This window comes from Micromonospora sp. NPDC049891 (assembly GCF_040660295.1).
Classification (GTDB): Bacteria; Actinomycetota; Actinomycetes; order Mycobacteriales; family Micromonosporaceae; genus Micromonospora.
Genome location: NZ_JBFAML010000024.1, coordinates 1 through 21,558 on the forward strand (window position 1 = coordinate 1; position 21,558 = coordinate 21,558).

The 21,558-nt window shown below is 73.1% G+C and carries 24 protein-coding genes; 23 read left to right on the forward strand and 1 reads right to left on the reverse strand.

Annotated elements, in window-relative coordinates:
• The first annotated feature begins 484 nt into the window (after positions 1-484).
• The 17 genes from AB0I71_RS24800 to AB0I71_RS24880 all read left to right on the forward strand — a co-directional run bounded on the left by AB0I71_RS24800 (position 485) and on the right by AB0I71_RS24880 (position 16,510).
• Positions 485-1,894 (forward strand): putative peptidoglycan glycosyltransferase FtsW, encoded by a 1,410-nt coding sequence (locus tag AB0I71_RS24800; RefSeq protein WP_357588618.1) that lies wholly within the window; start codon positions 485-487, stop codon positions 1,892-1,894.
• The gene (murG, locus tag AB0I71_RS24805; RefSeq protein ID WP_357588468.1) at positions 1,894-3,000 is read left to right on the forward strand and encodes an undecaprenyldiphospho-muramoylpentapeptide beta-N-acetylglucosaminyltransferase; all 1,107 of its coding nucleotides are present in this window, start codon (positions 1,894-1,896) and stop codon (positions 2,998-3,000) included. The genes AB0I71_RS24800 and murG overlap by 1 nt, the downstream gene beginning before the upstream one ends.
• A complete protein-coding gene (murC, locus tag AB0I71_RS24810; RefSeq protein WP_357588470.1) occupies positions 2,997-4,529 on the forward strand; it encodes a UDP-N-acetylmuramate--L-alanine ligase in 1,533 nt (510 codons plus the stop codon). The genes murG and murC overlap by 4 nt, the downstream gene beginning before the upstream one ends.
• A 32-nt stretch (positions 4,530-4,561) precedes the next feature.
• On the forward strand, positions 4,562-5,341 hold the full coding sequence (locus AB0I71_RS24815) for an FtsQ-type POTRA domain-containing protein (RefSeq protein ID WP_357588620.1): 780 nt from the start codon (positions 4,562-4,564) through the stop codon (positions 5,339-5,341).
• 240 nt (positions 5,342-5,581) lie between these two features.
• Entirely contained in the window at positions 5,582-6,697 is a 1,116-nt protein-coding gene (ftsZ, locus tag AB0I71_RS24820; protein ID WP_357588472.1) for a cell division protein FtsZ, read from the forward strand.
• A 9-nt stretch (positions 6,698-6,706) separates the two neighbouring features.
• The gene (locus AB0I71_RS24825) at positions 6,707-7,456 is read left to right on the forward strand and encodes a YggS family pyridoxal phosphate-dependent enzyme (protein ID WP_357588474.1); all 750 of its coding nucleotides are present in this window, start codon (positions 6,707-6,709) and stop codon (positions 7,454-7,456) included.
• A 193-nt stretch (positions 7,457-7,649) separates the two neighbouring features.
• Positions 7,650-8,336 (forward strand): cell division protein SepF, encoded by a 687-nt coding sequence (gene sepF, locus AB0I71_RS24830; RefSeq protein WP_357588476.1) that lies wholly within the window; start codon positions 7,650-7,652, stop codon positions 8,334-8,336.
• A gap of 29 nt (positions 8,337-8,365) precedes the next feature.
• A complete protein-coding gene (locus tag AB0I71_RS24835) occupies positions 8,366-8,671 on the forward strand; it encodes a YggT family protein (RefSeq protein ID WP_309223421.1) in 306 nt (101 codons plus the stop codon).
• Positions 8,672-8,715: 44 nt separating this feature from the next.
• Positions 8,716-9,519: a DivIVA domain-containing protein gene (locus AB0I71_RS24840; protein WP_093401139.1), complete on the forward strand. Its 804-nt coding sequence runs from the start codon at positions 8,716-8,718 to the stop codon at positions 9,517-9,519.
• A gap of 74 nt (positions 9,520-9,593) precedes the next feature.
• Positions 9,594-10,169 (forward strand): hypothetical protein, encoded by a 576-nt coding sequence (locus AB0I71_RS24845; protein WP_357588478.1) that lies wholly within the window; start codon positions 9,594-9,596, stop codon positions 10,167-10,169.
• Positions 10,170-10,179: 10 nt separating this feature from the next.
• A complete protein-coding gene (locus tag AB0I71_RS24850) occupies positions 10,180-10,485 on the forward strand; it encodes a DUF167 domain-containing protein (protein ID WP_357588480.1) in 306 nt (101 codons plus the stop codon).
• A gap of 231 nt (positions 10,486-10,716) precedes the next feature.
• Positions 10,717-11,136: a TraR/DksA C4-type zinc finger protein gene (locus AB0I71_RS24855; protein WP_164449180.1), complete on the forward strand. Its 420-nt coding sequence runs from the start codon at positions 10,717-10,719 to the stop codon at positions 11,134-11,136.
• Positions 11,137-11,203: 67 nt separating this feature from the next.
• Entirely contained in the window at positions 11,204-11,890 is a 687-nt protein-coding gene (gene lspA / locus AB0I71_RS24860; RefSeq protein WP_357588483.1) for a signal peptidase II, read from the forward strand.
• Positions 11,887-12,831 (forward strand): RluA family pseudouridine synthase, encoded by a 945-nt coding sequence (locus AB0I71_RS24865; RefSeq protein ID WP_357588485.1) that lies wholly within the window; start codon positions 11,887-11,889, stop codon positions 12,829-12,831. The genes lspA and AB0I71_RS24865 overlap by 4 nt, the downstream gene beginning before the upstream one ends.
• 40 nt (positions 12,832-12,871) lie before the next feature.
• Positions 12,872-13,894 (forward strand): hypothetical protein, encoded by a 1,023-nt coding sequence (locus AB0I71_RS24870; protein WP_357588487.1) that lies wholly within the window; start codon positions 12,872-12,874, stop codon positions 13,892-13,894.
• A 96-nt stretch (positions 13,895-13,990) separates the two neighbouring features.
• A complete protein-coding gene (locus AB0I71_RS24875) occupies positions 13,991-15,427 on the forward strand; it encodes an AAA family ATPase (RefSeq protein WP_357588489.1) in 1,437 nt (478 codons plus the stop codon).
• 75 nt (positions 15,428-15,502) lie between these two features.
• Positions 15,503-16,510, forward strand: a complete 1,008-nt coding sequence (locus AB0I71_RS24880) for a DUF2567 domain-containing protein (protein ID WP_357588491.1) — start codon at positions 15,503-15,505, stop codon at positions 16,508-16,510.
• Here the strand turns inward: AB0I71_RS24880 and AB0I71_RS24885 are convergent.
• Entirely contained in the window at positions 16,422-17,123 is a 702-nt protein-coding gene (locus AB0I71_RS24885) for an LON peptidase substrate-binding domain-containing protein (protein ID WP_357588493.1), read from the reverse strand. The two genes, AB0I71_RS24880 and AB0I71_RS24885, sit on opposite strands and share 89 nt — an antisense overlap.
• Positions 17,124-17,230: 107 nt before the next feature.
• On the opposite strand from AB0I71_RS24885, the gene hisD reads away from it, so the two are divergent.
• From hisD to AB0I71_RS24915, 6 genes are read left to right on the forward strand one after another with little or no spacing between them, the layout of a single operon-like run.
• Entirely contained in the window at positions 17,231-18,601 is a 1,371-nt protein-coding gene (hisD, locus tag AB0I71_RS24890) for a histidinol dehydrogenase (protein WP_357588495.1), read from the forward strand.
• Positions 18,598-19,719 carry a histidinol-phosphate transaminase gene (locus AB0I71_RS24895; RefSeq protein ID WP_357588497.1) on the forward strand — a complete coding sequence of 374 codons (1,122 nt, stop codon included), beginning with the start codon at positions 18,598-18,600 and terminating at the stop codon, positions 19,717-19,719. Before hisD ends, AB0I71_RS24895 begins: the two co-directional genes overlap by 4 nt.
• Positions 19,716-20,327, forward strand: coding sequence for an imidazoleglycerol-phosphate dehydratase HisB (gene hisB, locus AB0I71_RS24900; RefSeq protein ID WP_155219117.1), 612 nt, complete (start codon positions 19,716-19,718; stop codon positions 20,325-20,327). The genes AB0I71_RS24895 and hisB overlap by 4 nt, the downstream gene beginning before the upstream one ends.
• A gap of 25 nt (positions 20,328-20,352) precedes the next feature.
• On the forward strand, positions 20,353-20,535 hold the full coding sequence (locus AB0I71_RS24905; RefSeq protein ID WP_357588499.1) for a hypothetical protein: 183 nt from the start codon (positions 20,353-20,355) through the stop codon (positions 20,533-20,535).
• Complete coding sequence (gene hisH, locus AB0I71_RS24910) at positions 20,532-21,200, forward strand: imidazole glycerol phosphate synthase subunit HisH (RefSeq protein ID WP_357588501.1); 669 nt, start codon at positions 20,532-20,534, stop codon at positions 21,198-21,200. Before AB0I71_RS24905 ends, hisH begins: the two co-directional genes overlap by 4 nt.
• Before the next feature lie 30 nt (positions 21,201-21,230).
• Positions 21,231-21,551 carry a hypothetical protein gene (locus AB0I71_RS24915; RefSeq protein ID WP_357588503.1) on the forward strand — a complete coding sequence of 107 codons (321 nt, stop codon included), beginning with the start codon at positions 21,231-21,233 and terminating at the stop codon, positions 21,549-21,551.
• Positions 21,552-21,558: the final 7 nt, after the last annotated feature.

Below are 21,558 nucleotides of genomic sequence, written 5' to 3' on the forward strand. Positions count from 1 at the left end.
CTCCAAACCACCCACACCCCCCATCACCTAAACCCTTTTATCCTCATTGGTGCGGGGGCCCCCCCCCCCCCCTGCACCCCCCCCCAAACTTCTTGATCAACGTGGTTGGGATGGGTGATGGTGGGACAGCGGAGGGTGGTTGGCGCAAGGGCGACACGCCGAGTGGGCGATAGCGGCGGTGCCGGGTGCCGGCAGCGGCGATGATGGCGCTGTGGGGGAGGCGCGAGAAACAGACGGCGGGGTGCCGGGGCGGCGGCTGAGCGGCGGTCGAGGCGCGGGGGCCGCCACGGCGCGGCCGGGCGACGGCGGCACGCCCCGCGGATCGGGCAGGGCTGATCCGGCGCGTCCCGCCGGCTCGACGACGACGGGATCCGGAGCCGGACGGGAGGGGTCCTCCGGCGGTACCGGCGCGCCGCGTGGCTCCACCACGGGTGCCGGCGCCGACGCCGACGGCCCGTGGCGTGGGCTGGACGCGGTGGGGTCGCTGGCGGCGCTGCGGGGCCTGCTGTCCCGGCCGTTGGCCTCCTATCACCTGTTGCTGGCCAGCGCCGGGCTGCTGCTGCTTATCGGGTTGACGATGGTCTTCTCGGCCACCAGCGTGCGGGACTACGCCCAGGGCGGCAACGCCTCGGCGTCGCTGACCAAGCAGGCGATCTTCGCGGTGATCGGCATCGTGGCCTTCTGGGCCTGCCAACGCCTGCCGGCGCGCACCTACCGGGCCCTGGGCCGGCCGACCCTGGCGGTCGCGGTGGGTCTGCTGGTGCTGCTGAACCTGCTTGTCGCGTACGGGCGGCTGACCAACGGCGACGCGAAGATCGGCCCGCTGGAGGCCGAGCTGCTCTGGCTGTACATCGGCGGGATCAGTCTGCAACCCTCGGAGCTGGCGAAGTTCGCGCTGGTGCTGTGGGGTGCGCACGTGCTCGCCCGCAAGGGCGCGGCGCTGGGCTGGTGGCGGGAACTGGCCACGCCGCTCTTCCCGGTGGTGGGGCTGCTCTTCGTCCTGGTCGGCTACAACGACCTGGGCAGCATGCTCTGCCTGCTGGCCCTGGTCGTCGGGTTGCTCTGGGCGGCCGGGGTCCGGCTGCGGGTCTTCGCCGCGCTCAGCGCCATCGGGCTGCTCGGCATCGGCCTGCTGGTCGCGGTGGCCTCGCTCGGTGCCGGTTCCGGCGTACGGGGTGAGGAGAACTACCGGCTGGCCCGGCTCACCGTCTTCTTCAGTCCGCCGCCGCTGGACGCCTGCAAGGAGCAGCTCTGCTACCAGATGGTCCAGGCCCGGTACGCCATCGCCAACGGCGGCTGGTTCGGCACCGGGCTGGGCCAGGGGCGGACCAAGTGGGCGTGGCTGCCGGCCGCGGAGAACGACTTCATCTTCGCGGTGATCGCCGAGGAACTCGGGGTGGTCGGCTGCGCGGTGGTGGTCACCCTCTTCGCCGTGCTCGGTTACACCGGCCTGCGCATCGCCCGGCGGGTCGAGGACCCGTTCCGTCGGTTGGCCGCGGCGGGGGCCACCGCGTGGCTCGTCGGTCAGGCGTTCATCAACATCGGTGGGGTGATCGGGCTGCTGCCGCTGACCGGTGTGCCGCTGCCCTTCATCTCCGACGGCGGAAGTGCCCTGGTGGTCACCCTCGCGGCGGTCGGCATGCTGGCCTCGTTCGCCCGCGCGGAACCGGATGCGGCGCGGGCCCTGCATGCCCGTCCGCCGGCCCGGTGGGTCCGACTAGTGTGGGCACCGTTGCCGCCGCTTCCCGGCCGGCGGCGCCGCGTGGCGCCGCCGTCGACCGCCCGGGGTTCCGTGCCCCAGGCACGCAAGCGGCGCAGGGACGACCAGGCCGCACCGCGTGGCACCCGGGACGGCCGGGGTCGCGGCGGGTCGGCGGACGAGAGGAGACGTTGATGGGTCCGCTGCGTTCGGTGGTGCTCGCAGGAGGTGGCACCGGGGGGCACATCTACCCGTTGCTCGCCTTCGCCGACTGCCTGCGCCGGCACGACCCCGGCGTCCGGATCACCTGCCTCGGCACACCGAAGGGCCTGGAGAACGAGCTGATTCCGCCGGCCGGTTACGACCTGCGGAACATCCCGGCCTACCAGTTGCCCCGGTCGATAAACATGAACCTGGTCCGTACCCCGGGCCGGATGTGGACCGCGGCCCGCGCCGCGGGCAAGGTCATCGACGAGGTACGCGCCGACGTGGTGGTCGGCTTCGGTGGGTACGTCTCGGTGCCGGCCTACCTGGCCGCCTGGCGGCGGGAACTGCCAATCGTGATCCACGAGGTCAACGTGCCCCCGGGGGTGGCCAACCGATTGGGCATGAAGTTCACAAAGCACGTCGCGGTCGGCTTCCCGCATCAACCGGCGCAGGCCGAGTCGCTGCGCGATGCCCGGGTGGTCGGCGTGCCGCTGCGGCGTAGCATCGCCGGGCTCGACCGGGTGGCGATGCGCAATGCCGCGCGGGCCCACTTCGGGCTCCGCCCCGACCTGCCGGTGCTCTTCGTCGCAGGTGGTTCGCAGGGCGCCCGGTCGATCAACCTCGCGGTCGCCGGAGCGGCGAAGGAGCTGGCGCGCAACGGCGTCCAGGTGCTGCACGTGATCGGTGCCCGCAACGAGCCGGTGTCGGTCCCGACCGACCTGCCGGTGCCGTACGTGACGCTGCCGTACCTGTCCGACATGGACGCCGGGTACGCGGCGGCGGACCTGATGCTCGGTCGGGGCGGGGCGATGACCTGCGCCGAGGTGGCCGCGATCGGGCTGCCGACCATCTATGTGCCGTACCCGCACAGCAACCAGGAACAGAAGCGCAACGCGCTGCCGGTGGTCGAGGCCGGTGGTGGCCTGCTCGTCGACGACGCCGAGGTGACGCCGGACTGGCTCGAACGCACGGTGATCCCGCTGATCCGTGACCCGCAGCGGCTGCACGCGATGGGTACCGCCGCGGCCGCCTACGGGCGGCGCGACGGCGACGAGGCACTGCTCAACTTCGTCTACGAGGCGGTGACCCGATGACCACGTTCAGCCCGGCGGGCACGCTGACCGCCGAGGATCTCGGCCACATTCACCTGATCGGTGTGGGTGGGGTCGGCATGAGCGGGCTGGCCCGGCTCTTCCTCACCCGGGGCCTGCCGGTCTCCGGTAGCGAACTGCGCGAGTGGCCGTCGCTGGCCGGCCTTCGGGCGCTCGGCGGGACCATCCACATGACGCATGAGACGGCGAACCTCGACGGGGTCGACACGGTCGTGTACTCCTCGGCGATCCCCGCGGACCATCTGGAGATGGTCGAGGCGCGGCGGCGCGGGCTGCGGGTGCTGCACCGCTCGGAGGCCCTCGCGGCGGCGATGACCGGTCGCCGTACCGTGGCCGTCGCCGGTACCCACGGCAAGACCACCACCACCTCCATGGTCACCATGGTGCTTCAGCAGGCGGGTGCGGATCCGTCCTTCGTGATCGGTGGGGAGATCTCCGAGGGGGGCTCCGGGGCGCACCACGGTACCGGCGAGTACTTCGTGGTCGAGGCCGACGAGAGCGACCGCTCCTTTCTCATCTACCGCCCGTTCGTCTCGATCATCACGAACGTCGAGGCGGACCACCTGAACACCTACGGCGACCTGGCCAACCTGGAGGCCGCCTTCGCCGAATTCGCCCGGCTCACCGATCCGGACGGCTTCGTCATCACCTGTGCCGACGACGCGGGTGGCCGGCGGCTGGCGGCGACGCTGCGCGCCGAGGGGCGTCGGGTGTACACCTACGGGGAGGCCGAGGACGCCGACCTGCGGCTGACCGACATGGCCTCCTCGGCGCGGGGGGTGCGCTACCTCGCCCACGTCGACGGTCGTTCGCTCGGCGAGTTCCGGCTGCCGGTGCCGGGCCGCCACATGGGACTGAACAGCGCCTCGGCGGTGCTGGCCGCGTACCTGCTGGAGTTGCCGCTGCCGGCGGCGGAGGCCGCGTTGGCGGCCTTCCCGGGGGTGCGCCGTCGCTTCGAGCGCAAGGGTGTCGTCGACGGGGTGCTGGTCTACGACGAGTACGCCTACCACCCGACCTCGATGACACTGGCCCTGCGGACGTTGCGCGAGGTGGCCGGCGACGGTCGGCTGATCGTCGTCTTCCAGCCCTACCGGGTCTACCGGACCCGGGAGTTGCAGGCGGAGATCGCCGAGGCGCTGGCGATCGCCGACGAGTTGGTGCTGCTGGAGGTCTTCGGGCCGGGCGAGCAGCGTGCCCCGGGCGAGGGCTCGACGGCGCTTGTCGAGGCGGTGTCGTTGCCGGCGGAGCGGAAGGTCTTCGTCGACACGTGGGAGGCCGCGCCGGCTGAGGTGGCCCGTCGGGCCCGTTCCGGTGACGTGGTGGTGACGATGGGTGCCCCGCCGATCTCGCTGATGGGCGACGAGCTGCTGGCCGCGCTGGCGGCGCGTACCGCCGGTGCGCAGACGCTGACCGGCACCGTCGCCGGTGGGGCGGCCGGCGGGTCGACGAGCATCGGGGGCAGTATCCCCGGGGTCGTCGGCGTGGACGGCGCGGCGCCCGTCGCGGAATGAGTCCCGGCCCGGCCCGGGGGCGCGGCACCGGTGTGGACGGTGGTGCGGGGCGTCGCCCCGTCCGCAGGTGGCAGCTGGTACGCGCCGGCAGCGACGCGGTACCCGCCTCCACCCGGCGGTTCATGGCCCGGGCCCGGCGTCGCCGGATGCGCGCGGCGCTGCCCTGGGCGGTGGCCGGTGGCCTGCTCGCGGTGGCCGGGCTGGTGGCGTGGACGTTGCTGGGCACCGGCCTGTTCGGGGTACGCGAGGTGCGGGTGGAAGGCGCCGAGCTGGTGACGGCGGTGCAGGTGCGGGACGCGGCGGGGGTGCCGGACGGTGCTCCGCTGGCCCGGGTGGACCTGGCCGCGCTGGCCGGCCGGATCGGTGCGCTGCCGCCGGTGGAACGGGTCACCGTGACCCGGGACTGGCCGGACGCGTTGGTGGTGCGGTTGACCGAGCGTACGGGTGTGGCGGTGGTGCCGCGCGGCGAGCAGTTCGCGGTGGTCGACGCCGCCGGGGTGGTGTTCCGGACGGTTCCGCAGCGCCCGGGCGGCCTGCCGCTGGTACGGCTGGCCACGCCGGGTCCGGAGGATCCGGACACCCAGGCCGGTCTGGAGGTGCTCGGTGCGCTCACCCCGGAGCTGCTCGACCAGCTGGTCGAGCTCAGTGTCGAGGGTCTGGCGCGGATCAGCCTGAAGTTGCAGGACGACCGTACTGTGTTCTGGGGCGACGCGACCCGTGGCGCGGACAAGGCACGGGTGGCCACCGCGTTGCTCGACCAGGACGCGGCCCGGATCGACGTGAGCGCGCCGGACGTGGTCACCTTCCGGTGAGCGGCCGGTCAGTGGTGACCCGTCTCGCTACACCGGCGACACGCCGGAGAGGTCCTTGGCTCATCGCTCGGCTGCGCTTACGTTGCCCCGAAGAGGATCAGTGGTTGACATAACTCTAACCCTCTAGTAGAGGGTGAGGGTTTACCTCTCAACCTCGGTGGTGGTAGCTGCGTCGACCGTCGGTCCGGCCAGGCCGTAGCCGGTCGGGGAGTAGCCGATCTCGAAGGGAAAGGACCGGAGATGACACCTCCGCACAACTACCTGGCGGTCATCAAGGTCGTCGGCATCGGGGGTGGCGGCGTCAACGCCGTCAACCGGATGATCGAGGTTGGGCTCAAGGGCGTCGAGTTCATCGCGATCAACACGGACGCGCAGGCGCTGCTGATGAGCGACGCCGACGTCAAGCTCGACGTCGGCCGCGAACTGACCCGTGGGCTGGGCGCCGGCGCCAATCCGGACGTCGGCAAGAACGCCGCCGAGGACCATCGCGACGAGATCGAGGAGGTCCTCAAGGGGGCCGACATGGTCTTCGTGACCTGCGGTGAGGGTGGTGGCACCGGCACCGGCGGCGCGCCCGTGGTGGCGAACATCGCCCGGAAGCTCGGTGCGTTGACCATCGGCGTGGTCACCCGTCCGTTCTCCTTCGAGGGCAAGCGCCGCCAGGTGCAGGCCGAGGCCGGCATCGACGAGCTGCGCAACCAGTGCGACACCCTGATCGTCATTCCCAACGACCGGCTGCTGGCCCTCGGCGATCGCAACATCAGCATGATGGACGCGTTCCGGACGGCGGACCAGGTGCTGCTCTCCGGTGTGCAGGGCATCACCGACCTGATCACCACGCCGGGTCTGATCAACCTGGACTTCGCCGACGTCAAGAGCGTGATGAGCGGCGCGGGCAGCGCGCTGATGGGCATCGGTAGCGCCCGCGGCGAGAACCGTGCGGTCGAGGCCGCCGAGGCGGCCATCTCCAGCCCGCTGCTGGAGCAGAGCATGGACGGTGCCCGTGGGGTGCTGCTCTCCATCGCCGGTGGTTCCGATCTCGGCCTGTTCGAGATCAACGACGCGGCCCAGCTGGTCACCGACGCGGCGCACCCGGACGCGAACATCATCTTCGGCGCGGTCATCGACGACGCGCTCGGCGACGAGGTGCGGGTCACCGTGATCGCGGCGGGCTTCGACGGCGGCACCCCGGCGTACAAGGCGGCCGAGCCGGCCCGCAAGACCAACCAGAACCAGCCCGCGCAGCCGAGCACGCCGGTCCTGCCATCGCCGGCCGCTCCGGCCACGCCGCAGTCGCCGCGCCGGGTGCTCTTCGACGACGTGGACGTGCCCGACTTCCTGAAGAACGGGTCCTGAACACCACCGATGACCGACAGCCAAGCCCCGGCGGAAGCCGACCGGCGCGCGGAGATCGCCGCCGGGCTCGCCCGCGTACGCTCCCGCATCGCCGACGCCTGCGCCGCCGCGGGCCGGGACCGGGCCGAGGTGACCATGATCGCGGTCACCAAGACCTATCCGGCCGCCGACGTGGTGACGTTGGTCGGCCTCGGCGTGACCGACGTGGGGGAGAACCGTGACCAGGAGGCGGCGACCAAGGCGGCGCAGGTCGCTGCCGCCGGGGTCACCCCGCGCTGGCATTTCGTCGGCCGGTTGCAGCGCAACAAGGTCAAGTCGGTGCTGCGGTACGCGGACGTGGTCCAGTCCGTCGACAGCGTCAGGTTGGCGTCCGCGTTGGACGCGGCCGCCACGTCCGTCGGTCGGGACCGGCCGTTGGACGTGCTGGTGCAGGTCAGCATCGACGGTGATTCGGCACGGGGCGGCGCCGTGCCGGACTCGGCCGATCCGGACGTCGGCCTCGGCCCGGTCACCGAGGCGGTCGCCGCCGCCGGTGGGCTGCGGCTGGCCGGCCTGATGGCGGTGGCGCCGCTGGGCTGGGAGCCGGAGCGGGCGTTCGCCCGGCTGGCCACGGTCGCGGCGCAGGTGCGGGCGGAGCATCCGCAGGCCACGGAACTGTCCGCCGGCATGAGCGGCGACCTGGAGGCGGCGATCGGTCACGGCGCGACACATGTCCGCGTCGGTAGCGCGTTGCTCGGAATGCGTCCCACGCTGCGGTAGCCTGGCCGCGAGGGAAGCAAATTACATCAGTGTTGTTTGTGGGAACGGCCTTCCCGGCGACGGGGGGCGTGACGTGCAACGCGAATTGCGCGTCGGGGGATTGCCGTTCCTGTCCGGTGGGCAGGGATGGTCCACTCGCGACAGGCGACACGGCGGGGGCGTGTGCCGCACGGCGGACGGGAAGGGCGCGGGGATGGGTGCACTGCGCAAGGCGGGGGTCTGGCTCGGACTTGTCGAAGAGGACGACGAGCGGGCCTACGACGACGGTGGCTACGAAAAGGGTGGCTACCGGGAGTCGCGCTACCGGCAGAGCCGGTACGCCGAGGAGTTCGCCGACGAGGAGGATGAGGCGGAGGAGCCGCCGGCACCTCGTCCACGGCTGGGTGACCGTGGTCGGCTGAGCGAGCGGCCGGGCCGGTTGGGTGAGGCCGAGCGGTTGGAGTCCGAGCGCCCCGAACGGGCCGAGCGGTCCAGCGTGCGGTCGATCACCCGGTCCACCGGCGAGCCGTCGGGCGCGCTGACGTACCACACCCGGGACAACCTCGCCCTGGCACCGCAGGTGCAGCCGCGCGAGCGTGCGTTGGTGCCGGAGGAGGAGCAGCGTTACCAGATCACCACGCTGCACCCGACCACCTACCGCGAGGCGCGCACCATCGGGGAGCACTTCCGCGACGGGGTGCCGGTGATCATCAACCTCACCGAGATGGACGAGGCGGATGCCCGCCGTCTGGTGGACTTCGCCGCCGGGCTGGCCTTCGGGCTGCGCGGTACGATCGAGCGCGTGACCAACCGGGTGTTCCTGCTCTCACCGGCCAATGTCCAGGTCACCGCGGAGGACAAGGCCAAGATCGCTGAGGGCGGGTTCTTCAGCCTGAGTTGACCCGCCCGACCTGAGGGACGTCGCCTACCGTGTTGTCGATCTTGTTACAGGTTCTCTACCTGACCACGTACATCTTCCTGATCGTTCTTTTGGCCCGTTTCGTACTGAGCGCGGTGTTGCAGTACGGCCGACGCTGGCAGCCCGGTCGGGGAGCGTCAGCCGGACTGGAATCCGTGTGGAGCGTCACTGATCCCCCGCTCCGGGCGTTGAGGCGTGTGATCCCTCCGCTGCGAATTGGTACCGTGAGCATCGACCTGGCCTCCCTTGTGCTCCTGGTTATCCTGTTCGTGCTGATGAGGTTTGTGTTAGAGCCGGCGATCATCAGGACCGCCTGATGACCGACGCGCTATCGCGGCCGCAACTGACCCGAGGAGTTTCGATGCCGCTGACCCCGGCCGACGTCCACAACGTCGCCTTCAAGAAGCCGCCGATCGGCAAGCGGGGCTACGACGAGGAGGAGGTCGACGCCTTCCTGGACGAGGTCGAGCGCGAACTCGCCCGTCTGATCGAGGAGAACAACGAACTGCGCGCCCAGGTGGAGCGCGGTGGGCGGGGCGGTGCCCCCGCAGGCCCCGGCGGCGACGCCCGCCTGGCGGCCGAACTGAACGACGTCAAGGCCCAGCTCGACCGGGTGCAGCGCGACAAGGCCGCCGCCGAGCAGGCCGCCCGCGCCATGCAGGCCGAGCTGGAGCAGGTCCGCTCCGTTGGCGTCGGTGGCGCCGTGGCCGGCCCTGACGGCGAGCAGCAGGCGCTGCGGGTGCTGATGATGGCCCAGCGCACCGCTGACGACCACGTCTCCGACGCTCGCCGCGAGGCCGACCAGCTGCTCTCCGAGGCCCGTTCCAAGGCCGAGGAGGTCACCCGCGAGGCCCGTGCCAAGGCCGACGCGCTGGAGCGCGACGCTCGGCAGCGGCACCAGGAGGCCATGGGCGGCCTGGACGCCAAGCGCACCGCGCTGCAGAAGCACATCGAGGAGCTCAAGCAGTTCGAGCGGGAGTACCGCACCCGGCTCAAGGCGTACCTGGAGAGCCAGCTGCGTGACCTCGACGGCCGTGGTCAGGGCCTGGAGGCCGAGATGACCCGCGGCGAGGGTGCCCGGGCCGCCGGCAACGGGCTCGCTGCGGCGGGTCTCGCCGGATCCTACGGCGGGGGCCGCTCCGGCGCGCTTGAGGCCGGTCGCTGAACCGGGTCGGTGACTGCCGCCAGCGCGGCGATCACCCGCCCTGCCTCATCGGTACGACACGGCGAGGGTGAGCAATGATAGTCATCAGTCTCGCGCTCATCCTCGTCGCGGTGGTGCTGCTGGTCTTCGGCCTGGCCGGTGGCTCCAGCCCGCTGCTTGTCGTCTCGATCGGGGCCAGCCTGCTGGCCGCCGTGGCACTTGTCGCGGGCGCCCGCCAGGCGGCCGGCCGCGCCTCGGCTCCCAGCGGCGGCGTCCCGGATGGCCAGGCGCGTCGCGCCGGCGGCGGGCGTGAGCCGGGCATACCGACTCAGCAGACCTCGGCAGACATGGACACCGGCGACGTCGGGTGGCGGCAACCACCCGGCTCGCCGGTGGCCGAGCCGCGCGAGCGGCTGAGCTTCGCCGACGGCTACGACGACGAGCCCGGGGCCGAGGAGACCACAGCTGAGCAGGCGGCCCGGGTGGCCCGCCTCGCGGACGAGGTACGGGTCGTCGACGGTCGACCGCGTTACCACCTCGCCGAGTGTCCGCACCTGGTCGGCCGGGAGCACGAGCCGCTGCCCGTCGCGGAGGCGGTCGAACTCGGCTTCACCCCCTGCGCCCACTGCACACCGGACAGCGTGTTGCTGTCGGAATCCGAACGCCACTGAGCTGGCCTCGATGGACGATGCGCTCACCGTCGCCGTACGGGTGAAGCCGGGCGCCTCCAGGGCCCGCGTGGGTGGCCGGTTCGACGGCCCGCACGGGCCCGCTCTGGTCATCGCGGTGCATCCTCCAGCGGCCGACGGTCGGGCCACCGAGGCGGCCCGTCGGGCGTTGGCCGCCGCGCTCGGCGTCCGGCCGGCCGCCGTGTCGCTGCGTACCGGCGCGGCGAGCAGGGACAAGCTCTTCCTGGTCACCCCGTCCGGGCCCGATCTGGCCGGCCGGCTGAGGCGGCTACGGGACGGCGCGGAACCGGCCGGGTGAGTCGCGGTCATCTGCTAGCGTTCCCTTTGCCCTGAAATGGCAGTGATCGGGGTGGAGCGGGCGTTCCGGTGCGGCACGTTGTCGGACGCCTTTACGTTCCGTATCCTTGCCAACCTCCGGAGTGCGCGGCCCCGTCGCCGCGCGCCCGTTTTGTACCTGGGGCGGCCGATGCTGGCGGCCCCTGTCGAGGCGTCGCGGACTCACCGCGGCTCCGTGGCCGAGGGAGCGACGATGGCCAAGCCAGCCGACACCAGGACCGCCGGCCGCAAGCCTGCGGCGAAGTCCACCCGCAGCGCCGCGGAGACCGAGAAGATCCGGGCCGCGCTGGCGGCGCGGCACGAGGAACTGCGAGCCGAGTACGATCAGACGCTGAGCGAGATCACCGAGCTGCAGCGCGACCGCCTCACCGACTCGGCCGGGGACGACCAGGCCGACACCGGCACCAAGACGTTCGAGCGGGAGCAGGAGATCTCCCTCGCCAACAGCATCCTGGAACGGATCACGCAGGTCGAGCGCGCCCTGGAGCGGCTCGACGAGGGTGGCTACGGCTGGTGCGAGCGGTGCGGCAACCCCATCCCGGTGGAGCGGCTGGCCGCCTTCCCGTCCGCCACCCTCTGCGTGACCTGCAAGCAGCTGGAGGAGCGGCGCTGACGGCTCGCTCCCCGGCGTCCGTGCGTGGTGGTGCGACGGCACCGCCGCGATCGTCGATGGGGAGCAGATGAGCGCAGCACCGCCCGCTGGATCCGGCACCACCGGGTCAGGCACCGCCACGAGATCGCGGCGCCGGTCCGTCACGATCCTTCTCTCGCTCGCGGTGTTCGCGCTGGCCGTCGACCTGTTGACCAAGCACCTGTCGCTCCAGGAACTGAGCGACCGCGAGCCGGTGCGGCTGCTGGGTGGGGCGCTCTACCTGTCGCTGACCCGCAACAGCGGGGCCGCGTGGAGTCTCGGTAAGGACTACACCTTCATCTTCCCGATCATCGCCATCGGGGTGCTGGGCTGGATCGCCTGGATGGCGCGGACGCTGCGCTCGGTTCCGTGGGCGATCTCGCTGGGCCTGGTGGTCGGCGGCGTCGTCGGCAACCTGCTCGACCGGATCTTCCGGGCGCCGGGCTGGTTCGTCGGGCACGTGGTGGACATGTTCAGCGTCTTCGACCCGTACGGTCGGGTCTTCCCGATCTTTAACGTCGCCGACAGCGCCCTGGTCTGTGGCGTGCTGCTCGCCGTCGGGCTGGAGTTCACCGGGCGTCAGCGTGACGGCACCCGGGCGCTGGCCGACGACCGGCGCAGCGACGCCGATCGGGACGACACACCGGCCGCCGACGGTACCGCCGACCGGCAGCCCGCCGGGGCAGGCGAACAGAGCACCACCGACAGCGACGGCGGACGGCGGGAGCGGGCGTGACGGCCACCTTCGCCGCCGGCGGCGACCAGCGCAGCCTGCCGGTGCCCGACGGACTCGACGGAATGCGGCTGGACCAGGCCGTCGCCCGGCTGTTCGGCCTCTCCCGTACCGCCGCCGCCGCGCTCGTCGACGCCGGGGAGGCACTGGTGGACGGTGCGGTACGGCCCAACTCGCACAAGGTGCGGGCGGGTTCCTGGCTGGAGGTGACGCTGCCCGCGCCGGCCACGGCACCCGTGGTGGTGCCCCAGGCGGTGCCCGGGCTGCGCGTGGTGTACGCCGACGACGACATCGTCGTGATCGACAAGCCGGTCGGCGTGGCCGCGCATCCCAGCCCGGGGTGGACCGGCCCGACGGTGATCGGTGGGCTCGCCGCGATCGGGCACACGATCGCCACCAGCGGTGCGGCCGAGCGTCAGGGCGTCGTGCACCGGCTCGACGTCGGCACCACAGGCGTCATGGTGGTGGCCAAGAGCGAGCAGGCGTACAGCGTGCTGAAGCGGGCCTTCAAGTACCGGGAGGTGGAGAAGCGCTACCACGCGGTGGTGCAGGGGCACCTGGACCCGTTGCGCGGCACCATCGACGCCCCGATCGACAGGCACCCGCACCACGACTACCGCTGGGCGGTGGTCTCCGGCGGCAAGCCGAGCATCACCCACTACGACACCATCGAGGCGTTCCCGTCCGCGAGCCTGGTCGACGTGCGGCTGGAGACCGGCCGGACCCATCAGATCCGGGTGCACTTCTCGACGCTGCGGCATCCGTGCGTGGGTGACCTCACGTACGGCGCCGATCCGACACTCGCCGCCCGGCTCAAACTGGACCGGCAGTGGTTGCACGCCAGAGAGTTGAGCTTCGAGCACCCCCGTACGGGGGACGAGGTCCGGTTCGTCAGCGACTACCCTGACGATCTGGGACGCGCGCTGGACATCCTCCGCGACTGACGCGTCCGCCCGTTCCGACCGACCGACGAGGGGACCGCCCGTGCGCGCCGGCGATCTGCTGCGGAAGTTGGACCAGCGACTGCTGCCCCGCCTCGCGGCAACGGTGACCCGGCTGGGCCACGGTCCGAGCCGTACCCCGCTGCTCGGGTGGGTGGCGATGCTGTCGTGCGCCGCGGTGCTGGCCACGGCGGTGCTCGCCACCGGCGGCCCGCCCGCGCAGGACCGCACGGTCGGTGAGGTGACCCGGGTGGGCGTGGTCGAGGGCGACTCCATCCCCCGTTACGAGGCGGACGCGGCGGCCGACCTGGCCGCGCTGGCCGGCCGGTCGCTCGGCGACGGCACGTACGCGCTGGTCTCGCTCAACGAGTACCTCACCCCGGCTCGGCTCGCCGCGGTGGTCGGTGACGTGGGAGTCGCTGTGGTGTTCGGACGGGTGCCGCTGCCGGAGCGGCAGACCGAGATCGTCCGCATCCCGGCCCAGCGGGTGCCGGAGGACGTGTCGGCCGGGATGGCCAGGCTCGCCGAGCGGAAGGAGCGGGAGGCCGCCGACTACCGCGCCCGGGCCACCGCGTTGGGCGGCGGTGGGCCGCAGGAACGCGAGCTGCGCGACCTGTACCTCAGCGGCGCCCAGGTCGCGGCGGCGGAAGCGGTCGCGTACCGGACCGAGTGCGCCTGTCTCTACGCACTTGTGGTCCGCGCCGAGCCGGCGAAGCTGCGCGGTGTGGCGGCCCGGTCCGGGGTGCGGGTGGTGGATCCGGCTCCTGAGGTCCGGCGGTTGGAGCGGACGGTCTTCACCCCGCCGCTGCCCGAGCAGCGGGACGTCGTCCGGCCACCGGTTGACCGGACGGCCACACCGGAGCCGACCGCGAGCGCCACTGCCACTGCCACCGCCAGCCCGCCGACGCCGGAGCCGACCGTGGCGAACCGCTCGCCGGCAGCGCCGGAGGTGACGGATTCGTCACCGTCACCGCCGCTGCCCCCGCCGGTGCCCTCGGCTTCCACCCGGACGCCTTCCACCTCGGCAGACATGGTCGACGAGGGTGATCCAGAGCCGACACCATGATGGTTGTCGACACATCCGGGTGCCGCCCGGTGTGGCCTCAATAGGCTTTCGTTCGTAGCCTGTCAGACGGAGACCGAAGCGCTGGGGAGGCGATCCGTGGAGGGCAGCGAGACCGGTTGGGGACGACCCGCCGAACCGGCACCGCGATGGCGGGCGCTGCTCGACCGAGCCCGCCTCGGCGGTCGCAGCGCAGAGCCGGCGGCCACCGAGCGGCGGGCCGAGGAGCCGCCGCCGTCACCGTCGCCCGAACCGTTGCCGCGACGGGGGCCCGGCACCGGCTACGCGGGGCGGGTGCCGGCCGTCGGGCAGCCGGCGGACCGGTCGTACGGCGAGGAGCCGGCCTACCGCGCCGAACCCGCCTACCGGGTCGATCCGGCGCGTCCCGTCCAGCCGTACCGGGGACAGCCGGGGCAGCCGCCGTACCCGGCACCGGTGCCGGAGCCGCGCCGGCCGGAGCCGGTCGAGTCGCGGTACACCCTGTTGGACAACGGCTACCGGCACGCCGCGCCACCGGTGGAGTCCCGGTACGCCCTGCTGGACAACGGCGGCTACCAGCCGTCCTCGGCGGCGGTGGCGCCGCCGGCCGTGGCGCCACCGGTCCAGGTGCCACCGGCGGCACCGTTGCCGGCGGTGGCACCGCCGGCTGTGGCACCACCGGCGGCGCCGCCGGCCACCGTGGCCGGCCGCCCGGGCCGCATCGAGTGGCGTGCGCAGAGCGCCGGCAGCGACCTCGAACGGGCCGCCGCCGTGCTCCGTCGCGACCTGGGCAGCCCCCGGGTGATCGCCTTCGCCAACCCCAAGGGCGGGGTGCACAAGACGACGGCCACCGTGCTGGCCGCGGCCACCGTCGGCAGCGTACGCGGCCGAGGCGTGCTGGCCTGGGACGACAACGAGTTGCGTGGCACGCTCGGGCTGCGCGCCGGCAGCGCCCGGCATGCCCGCACGATCCGGCACCTGGTCACCGATCTCGTCCAGATCGAGATCCGGGAGGGTGCCGAGCTGCTGGAGATCCTGGACGACTACCTGCGGCACGCCTCCGACGGCTCGTACGACGTGCTCGCCGGTGAGGAGAGCCCCCGGTTCGCCCAACGACTGGACCAGTTCACCGTCAAGCGGGTACTGGAACTGCTGCGCCGCACCCACGACGTGATCTGTGTGGACACCGGCAACAACGTGGAGAGCCCGAACTGGCGCACCGTCATGCAGGCCGCCGATCAGCTGGTGGTCACCACGGTGCCCCGCGAGGACGCCGCGTTCAGCGCGGACTGGATGCTCGACCTGTTGCACGAGGAGGGGATGGGTGAGCTGGCCGACAACGCCGTGACGTTGATCTCCTGCCCCACTCCGGGCCGGTTGCCGTTGCAGAACGACCTGGAACGGCACTTCGCCACCCGGACCCGGGCGGTGACCGTGGTGCCGTACGACCCGGCGTTGGAGACCGGCTCCTCGATCGAGTACCACCAGCTTCAGGGCGAGACCCGACAGGCCTGGCTGCGGGCGGCATCGGCGATGCTGGAGCCGTTCGGCCGCTGACCGCATCCGGGCTGTCGGCCACCTGCTCCCGCGACACGGTGTACGACCGATGACGGTAGCTGCGAGGATCATCGGGTGAGCCCGACCACCCCCGCCGCCGAACCGCCCGCACGGCCCCCGGCGGCCCTCCCGACCGACCCGGCGGACGACCCGGCGAAGGCCGCCGAGTCGTCCGCCGAGACCGCCGAGCCGGCCACCGAGGCCGCCGGGTCCGCCACCGAGGCCGCCGGGCCGACCACCGCGACCGCCGAGCCGGCCGCCGGGGCGACCAGCAGGTCGGGGAGCGAGCCCGCCGGGCCGTCCGCCGAAGCCGCCGTGCCGACCACCGGGCGGCCGGGTGGACCTGGCCGGGTGGTGGCGTTCGGGGCGGCCACAGTGCTGGTGATGGGCCTGCTGGGGGCGCCGCTGGGGTGGCTCTGGGCGGCGATCGCGCCGGCCACGCCGGTCATCAAGAGCGGCGACGGCGCGGTGTACGGGCAGGCGCAGCCGGAGCAGCCGATCGCCGCCGACGGGTGGTTCAGCCTGCTCGGGCTGGTGTTCGGGGTGCTCGCCGCGCTCGCCGTGTGGTTCCTGCTGCGTCGCTACCGGGGACCTGTCGGCCTGGTCGTCGCGGCGGCCGGTGGGCTCGCCGCCGCGTTGGTCGCCTGGCAGTTGGGGCGTCGGGTCGGACTGTCCGGCTACCAGCGGCTGCTGGAGACCGCTCCGGACGGCACGCGCTTCAGCAAGCCGGCCGACCTGCGGGCCGGCGGGATCGAACTGTTCCTCGGGGTGCTGCCGGTGCCCTACGGCAACGTGCTGCTGCCGGCGTTCGCCGCCGCGGTGACGTACACCCTGCTCGCCGGCTGGTCCCGGTGGCCGTCGCTGCGGCCCGAGCCGGAGCCGGACCTGGCATGGCTCGCCGCGCAGCCGCCAGCGGCGCCGAAGCCAGCGGGGCCGGAGCCGGACGCGGCCTGGCTCGCCGCGTATCCGTCGCTGCCCCCGGGGCCGGGAGAGGTCAGTTCGGAGCCGGCGGGGGCGCCGCCAGCTCCGCCAGCGGCACCGGAACCGCCCGCACCTGGCGCAGCAGAGCCGCCTCGCGGTTGAGCAGGTGCAGCTCGGCGCGCAGCCGGGCCGCCGTGCCGTCGATGGCGAGCAGTCGCTGGCGGTCGGCGACCGTCAGCGCCGCGGTCGCGGCGACCAGGTGGGACAGCACCGTCGGGTCCTCGGGCAGCTGCTCGGTCAGCTGACCGGCTTCGTCCCGGATCAGGCCCAGGTACTGCCGGAAGACGGCGATCACCCGGGCCGCCAGCAGGTCGGCGGTCTCGTCCGGGCCGTCCGGTTCGGGCAGCCACTGCACGTCGGCGGTCAGGTACGGCGCGGAGTCACGGTCGACCTCGCCCACCCGGAATCGCCGCCGCCCCACGGTGACGATGTCGAAGCCCCCGTCGTCCAACTCGGTGACCTGCCGCAGCTCAGCCGTGCAGCCCACCTCGTGCAGGGTGACCTCTGCGCCACCGGACACCCGCTGACCGGCGCCGGAGGCGACCTCCCAGCCGCTGCGGATGGCCACCACCCCGAACTCGCGCGGTGCGCCCTCGGGCAGCGCGACCAGGTGCCGGATCAGAGCGCGGTAGCGCTCCTCGAAGATGTGCAGCGGCAGTACCAGCCCCGGGAAGAGCACCGTGGCGAGCGGAAACACCGGTAGCCGTGCGGTCACGTGATCAAGCGTAGCCCGATCGGCGGCCGGCGGCGTGTCCCGGCTCACCGTCCCGGACAGCGGGCGGTGCCGGTCGGCCCGGCGGACGGCCGCCTAGACTCGCAGGCGTGTTGAACCGGATCGACCTGCGCGGTGGCGCCCGTGACCCGCGCCACCTGCTGCCTCGCGCCCAGCTCGACGTCTCGGTGGCTGTCGAGCGCATCCGCCCGATCGTCACGGCGGTGCGCGAGCATGGGTATCCGGCGGTCCGCGAGGCCAGCGAGCGGTTCGACGGGGTCGCCCCGGAGGTGCTGCGGGTGCCCGCGGCGGCCATCACGGCGGCCGAGGGCACGCTTGACAGCCAGGTCCGGGCGGCGTTGCTGGAGTCGATCGCCCGGGCCCGGCGGGTGCACGCGGATCAACGGCGGGTCGACCACACCACCCAGGTCGTGCCGGGCGGCACGGTCACCGAGCGGTGGATCCCGGTCGACCGGGTCGGTCTCTACGTCCCCGGTGGGCTGGCGATGTACCCGTCGACAGTGGTGATGAACGTGGTGCCCGCCCAGGCGGCCGGCGTCCGGTCGCTGGTGGTGGCCAGCCCGCCGCAGAAGGACAACGGCGGCCTGCCCGATCCTCGGGTGCTCGCCGCCTGCGCGCTGCTCGGCGTCGACGAGGTGTACGCCGTCGGCGGTGCCCAGGCCGTGGCGATGCTGGCGTACGGCTGTGCCGTCGACGCCGCCGGCAGCGCGCACTGCGCCCCGGTGGACATGATCACCGGCCCGGGCAACATCTGGGTCACCGCCGCGAAGCGGCTGCTGCGCGGGGTGGTCGGCATCGACGCGGAGGCCGGCCCGACCGAGATCGCGATCCTGGCCGACGACACCGCCGACCCGGTGCACGTCGCGGCCGACCTGATCAGCCAGGCCGAGCACGATCCCCTCGCGGCCAGTGTGCTGGTCACCCCGTCGGTCGCGCTGGCCGATGCGGTGGACCGGGAGCTGGCCCGACTGGTCCCGGCGACCAAGCACGCCGAGCGGATCGGCACCGCGTTGGGCGGCGAGCAGAGCGGCGTGGTGCTTGTCGACGACCTGGCGGCGGGGCTGCGGGTGGTCGACGCGTACGCCGCGGAGCACCTGGAGATCCAGACGGTCGACGCCCGCCAGTGGGCGATGCGGGTACGCAACGCCGGGGCGGTCTTCGTGGGCGCGTACTCGCCGGTGTCGCTCGGCGACTACTGCGCCGGCTCCAACCACGTGCTGCCCACCGGGGGCTGCGCCCGCCACTCGTCCGGGCTGTCGGTGCAGTCGTTCCTGCGCGGCGTGCACGTGGTGGAGTACACCGAGGAGGCGCTGCGGGAGGTCGCCGGCCACGTGGTGACGCTGGCGAACGTGGAGGACCTGCCGGCGCACGGCCAGGCGGTCACCGCCCGGTTCCCCGGCGCTGCCGGGAGCCCGGAGAGCGAGCCGGTGCCACGCGCGCAGACCGAGGCCACGGCATGACCGGACTGGACGACCTGCCGATCCGTGACGATCTGCGGGGGCTGTCGCCGTACGGTGCGCCGCAGCTGGACGTGCCGGTGCGGCTGAACACCAACGAGAACTCCCACCCGTTGCCGGAGGCGGTGGCCGAGGCGATCGGCAAGGCCCTCTCGGCCGAGCTGCGCGATCTCAACCGCTACCCCGACCGGGACGCGCTGGCGTTGCGGGCCGACCTGGCCGGGTACCTCGGCCACGGGCTCACCGCCGACGGGGTGTGGGCGGCGAACGGTTCCAACGAGATCCAGCAGCAACTGCTCCAGGTGTTCGGCGGGCCGGGACGCAGCGCGCTCGGGTTCACCCCGGCGTACTCGATGCATCCGCTGCTGGCCCTCGGCACGGGCACCCGGTGGGTGCCGGCCCGCCGGGGTGTGGACTTCGCGCTCACCGCCGACGAAGCGGCCGCGCAGGTCCGCGAGCACCGGCCGGACGTGGTCTTCCTCTGCTCGCCGAACAATCCCACCGGCACCGCGCTCGACCCGGCGGTGATCGCCGCGGTGCTCGACGTGGCACCCGGCATGGTGGTGGTCGACGAGGCGTACGCGGAGTTCGCCCGGCCGGGCACGGTGAGCGCCCTGGCGCTGCTGCCCGGGCAGCCACGGCTGGTGGTGACCCGGACGATGAGCAAGGCGTTCGGGTTCGCCGGCGGCCGGCTGGGCTACCTGGCCGCCGATCCGGCCGTGGTGACGGCGGTGCAGCTGGTCCGGTTGCCGTACCACCTCTCCGCGCTCACCCAGGCCGCCGCGCGGGCCGCGCTGGCACACCGCGACGCCCTGCTCGGTACGGTCGCCGAGATCGCCGGACAGCGCGACCGCATCGTCACCGAACTGCGCCGCCGTGGCCTGCGGGTCGCCGACAGCGACGCCAATTTCGTGCTGTACGAGGTGGGTGGCGACCAGTCGGTCGCCTGGCGGGCGCTGCTGGCGCACGGCGTGCTGGTGCGCGACGTGGGCCTGCCCGGCTGGCTGCGGGTCACCGCGGGCACCCGCGCCGAGACCGACGCCTTCCTCGCCGCCGTGGACAGCACTCAGCGCGAGGATTCCATCGCCCCGCAGCCGCGATCGACGAAAGGCACACCATGAGCCGGACCGCCCGGGTGGAGCGGATCACCAAGGAGACCAAGGTCCTGGTCGAGGTCGACCTCGACGGCACCGGAGTGGCCGAGATCAGCACCGGGGTCGGTTTCTACGACCACATGCTGCACCAGATCGCCCGGCACGGTGGCTTCGACCTGACCGTGCGTACCGTGGGTGACCTGGAGATCGACGCACACCACACGATGGAGGACACCGCGCTGGCCCTCGGTGCCGCGTTCGACCAGGCGCTGGGCGACAAGGCGGGCATCCGCCGGTACGGTTCGGCCACCGTGCCGATGGACGAGGTGCTGGTCCGGGCGGCCGTCGACCTCTCCGGCCGACCGTACGTGGTGCACGACGAGCCGCCCCTGGCGCCGTACATCGGGCCGGTGTACCCGACAAGCATGACCCGGCACATCTGGGAGTCCTTCGGTCAGGCGGCCCGGATCACCCTGCACGTGGACGTGCTGCGGGCGGCCCGGCCGGGCGGGAATCCGGACGCCCACCACGTGGTCGAGGCGCAGTTCAAGGCGGTGTCCCGGGCGCTGCGCGAGGCCACCGCTGTGGATCCGACGGCCGGCGGGGCGATTCCCAGCACCAAGGGGGCGTTGTGACGGGCCGGGGTACGGGGCAGCGGAGGTGTCGTCGGTGAGCGGCATCCTGCCCACGTTGCTGCTGATCCTGGCCGGCGTGCTGGTCGGCGGGGCGCTGTCCCTGCACCGGCAGGGGGCACCCCGCGGCGCGGTGGTGGTCACCGCCCTGCTGGCCGTGCTGGCCACCGTCGCGGGCGTGCTGTGGCTGCTGCCGGGGGACGGGTCATGACCGGCCGGCCCGGCGGGGCGGTCCCGGGTGGGCGGCGCCGGATCGTGGTGCTCGACTACGGCTCCGGCAACCTGCGCTCCGCCGAGCGGGCGTTGGCCGCGGCCGGAGCCGACGTGCTGGTCACCGGCGACCTCGCCGCCGCGGCCGACGCCGACGGTCTGGTGGTTCCCGGAGTCGGTGCCTTCGCCGCCTGCGTGGCCGGCATCGAGGCGATCGGCGCTGGCCCGGTGATCGCCGGGCGGGTCGCCGCCGGCCGCCCGGTGCTGGGGATCTGCGTGGGTATGCAGATCCTGTTCGAGTCCGGCGACGAGCACGGGGTGGTCACCAAGGGACTGGGCCTGCTGCCGGGTACGGTCACCCGGCTCGCCGCCGCCCGGCTGCCGCACATGGGCTGGAACACCGTGCAGGCGCCGGTCGGTTCGGTGCTCTTCGCCGGCCTGCCCGCCGACAGCCGGTTCTACTTCGTCCACTCGTACGCCGTCGGTGACGCCGCCGCGCTGACCGCCTCCGGGGCCCGGGTGACCACCGCCCACCATGACTGTGACTTCGTCGCGGCGGTGGAACGGGGCGCCTTGTCGGCTGCCCAGTTCCACCCCGAGAAGTCCGCCGACACCGGTGCCGCGTTGCTGCGCAACTGGCTGGCCACCGTGCCCGCCGGTGGCTGAGCCGGTGGGTGGCGACCGCCGGGAGGCGCGGTGAGCAGGGAACGGGCCCAGCGCCGGGCGGCCCGTGAGGCGGAGGCGGCCCGGCAGCGGGTGCTGCGCGAGCGGGCCACCGCCCGCCGGGCCCGCCGGCGGGCGCTGGTCCGCCGGGTGGTGCCGACGGTGCGTCGGGGTCGCACGGGCCGGCTGCCGAGATACTCCCGGGGCGAGCGGGCCGCCATCGTGGCGCTCACCCTGGCCGCGATCGCCCTCATCTGGATGCTCGTACCCGACCTGGCGCTGCGCGTCGGGCTGATCCTGCTGCTGTTGCTCGTACTGCCGGTGATCGTGGTGATCGCCCTGGACCGCCGTTGACCATGCG

Bases quoted from the DNA above. Each gene is read 5' to 3' on its own strand.
- AB0I71_RS24850 (WP_357588480.1), top strand. From the start codon at position 10,180: ATGGACGATGCGCTCACCGTCGCCGTACGGGTGAAGCCGGGCGCCTCC.
- ftsZ (WP_357588472.1), top strand. From the start codon at position 5,582: ATGACACCTCCGCACAACTACCTGGCGGTCATCAAGGTCGTCGGCATC.
- lspA (WP_357588483.1), top strand. From the start codon at position 11,204: ATGAGCGCAGCACCGCCCGCTGGATCCGGCACCACCGGGTCAGGCACC.
- sepF (WP_357588476.1), top strand. From the start codon at position 7,650: ATGGGTGCACTGCGCAAGGCGGGGGTCTGGCTCGGACTTGTCGAAGAG.
- AB0I71_RS24825 (WP_357588474.1), top strand. From the start codon at position 6,707: ATGACCGACAGCCAAGCCCCGGCGGAAGCCGACCGGCGCGCGGAGATC.
- AB0I71_RS24855 (WP_164449180.1), top strand. From the start codon at position 10,717: ATGGCCAAGCCAGCCGACACCAGGACCGCCGGCCGCAAGCCTGCGGCG.
- murC (WP_357588470.1), top strand. From the start codon at position 2,997: ATGACCACGTTCAGCCCGGCGGGCACGCTGACCGCCGAGGATCTCGGC.
- murG (WP_357588468.1), top strand. From the start codon at position 1,894: ATGGGTCCGCTGCGTTCGGTGGTGCTCGCAGGAGGTGGCACCGGGGGG.
- AB0I71_RS24895 (WP_357588497.1), top strand. From the start codon at position 18,598: ATGACCGGACTGGACGACCTGCCGATCCGTGACGATCTGCGGGGGCTG.
- AB0I71_RS24840 (WP_093401139.1), top strand. From the start codon at position 8,716: ATGCCGCTGACCCCGGCCGACGTCCACAACGTCGCCTTCAAGAAGCCG.
- hisB (WP_155219117.1), top strand. From the start codon at position 19,716: ATGAGCCGGACCGCCCGGGTGGAGCGGATCACCAAGGAGACCAAGGTC.
- AB0I71_RS24845 (WP_357588478.1), top strand. From the start codon at position 9,594: ATGATAGTCATCAGTCTCGCGCTCATCCTCGTCGCGGTGGTGCTGCTG.
- hisH (WP_357588501.1), top strand. From the start codon at position 20,532: ATGACCGGCCGGCCCGGCGGGGCGGTCCCGGGTGGGCGGCGCCGGATC.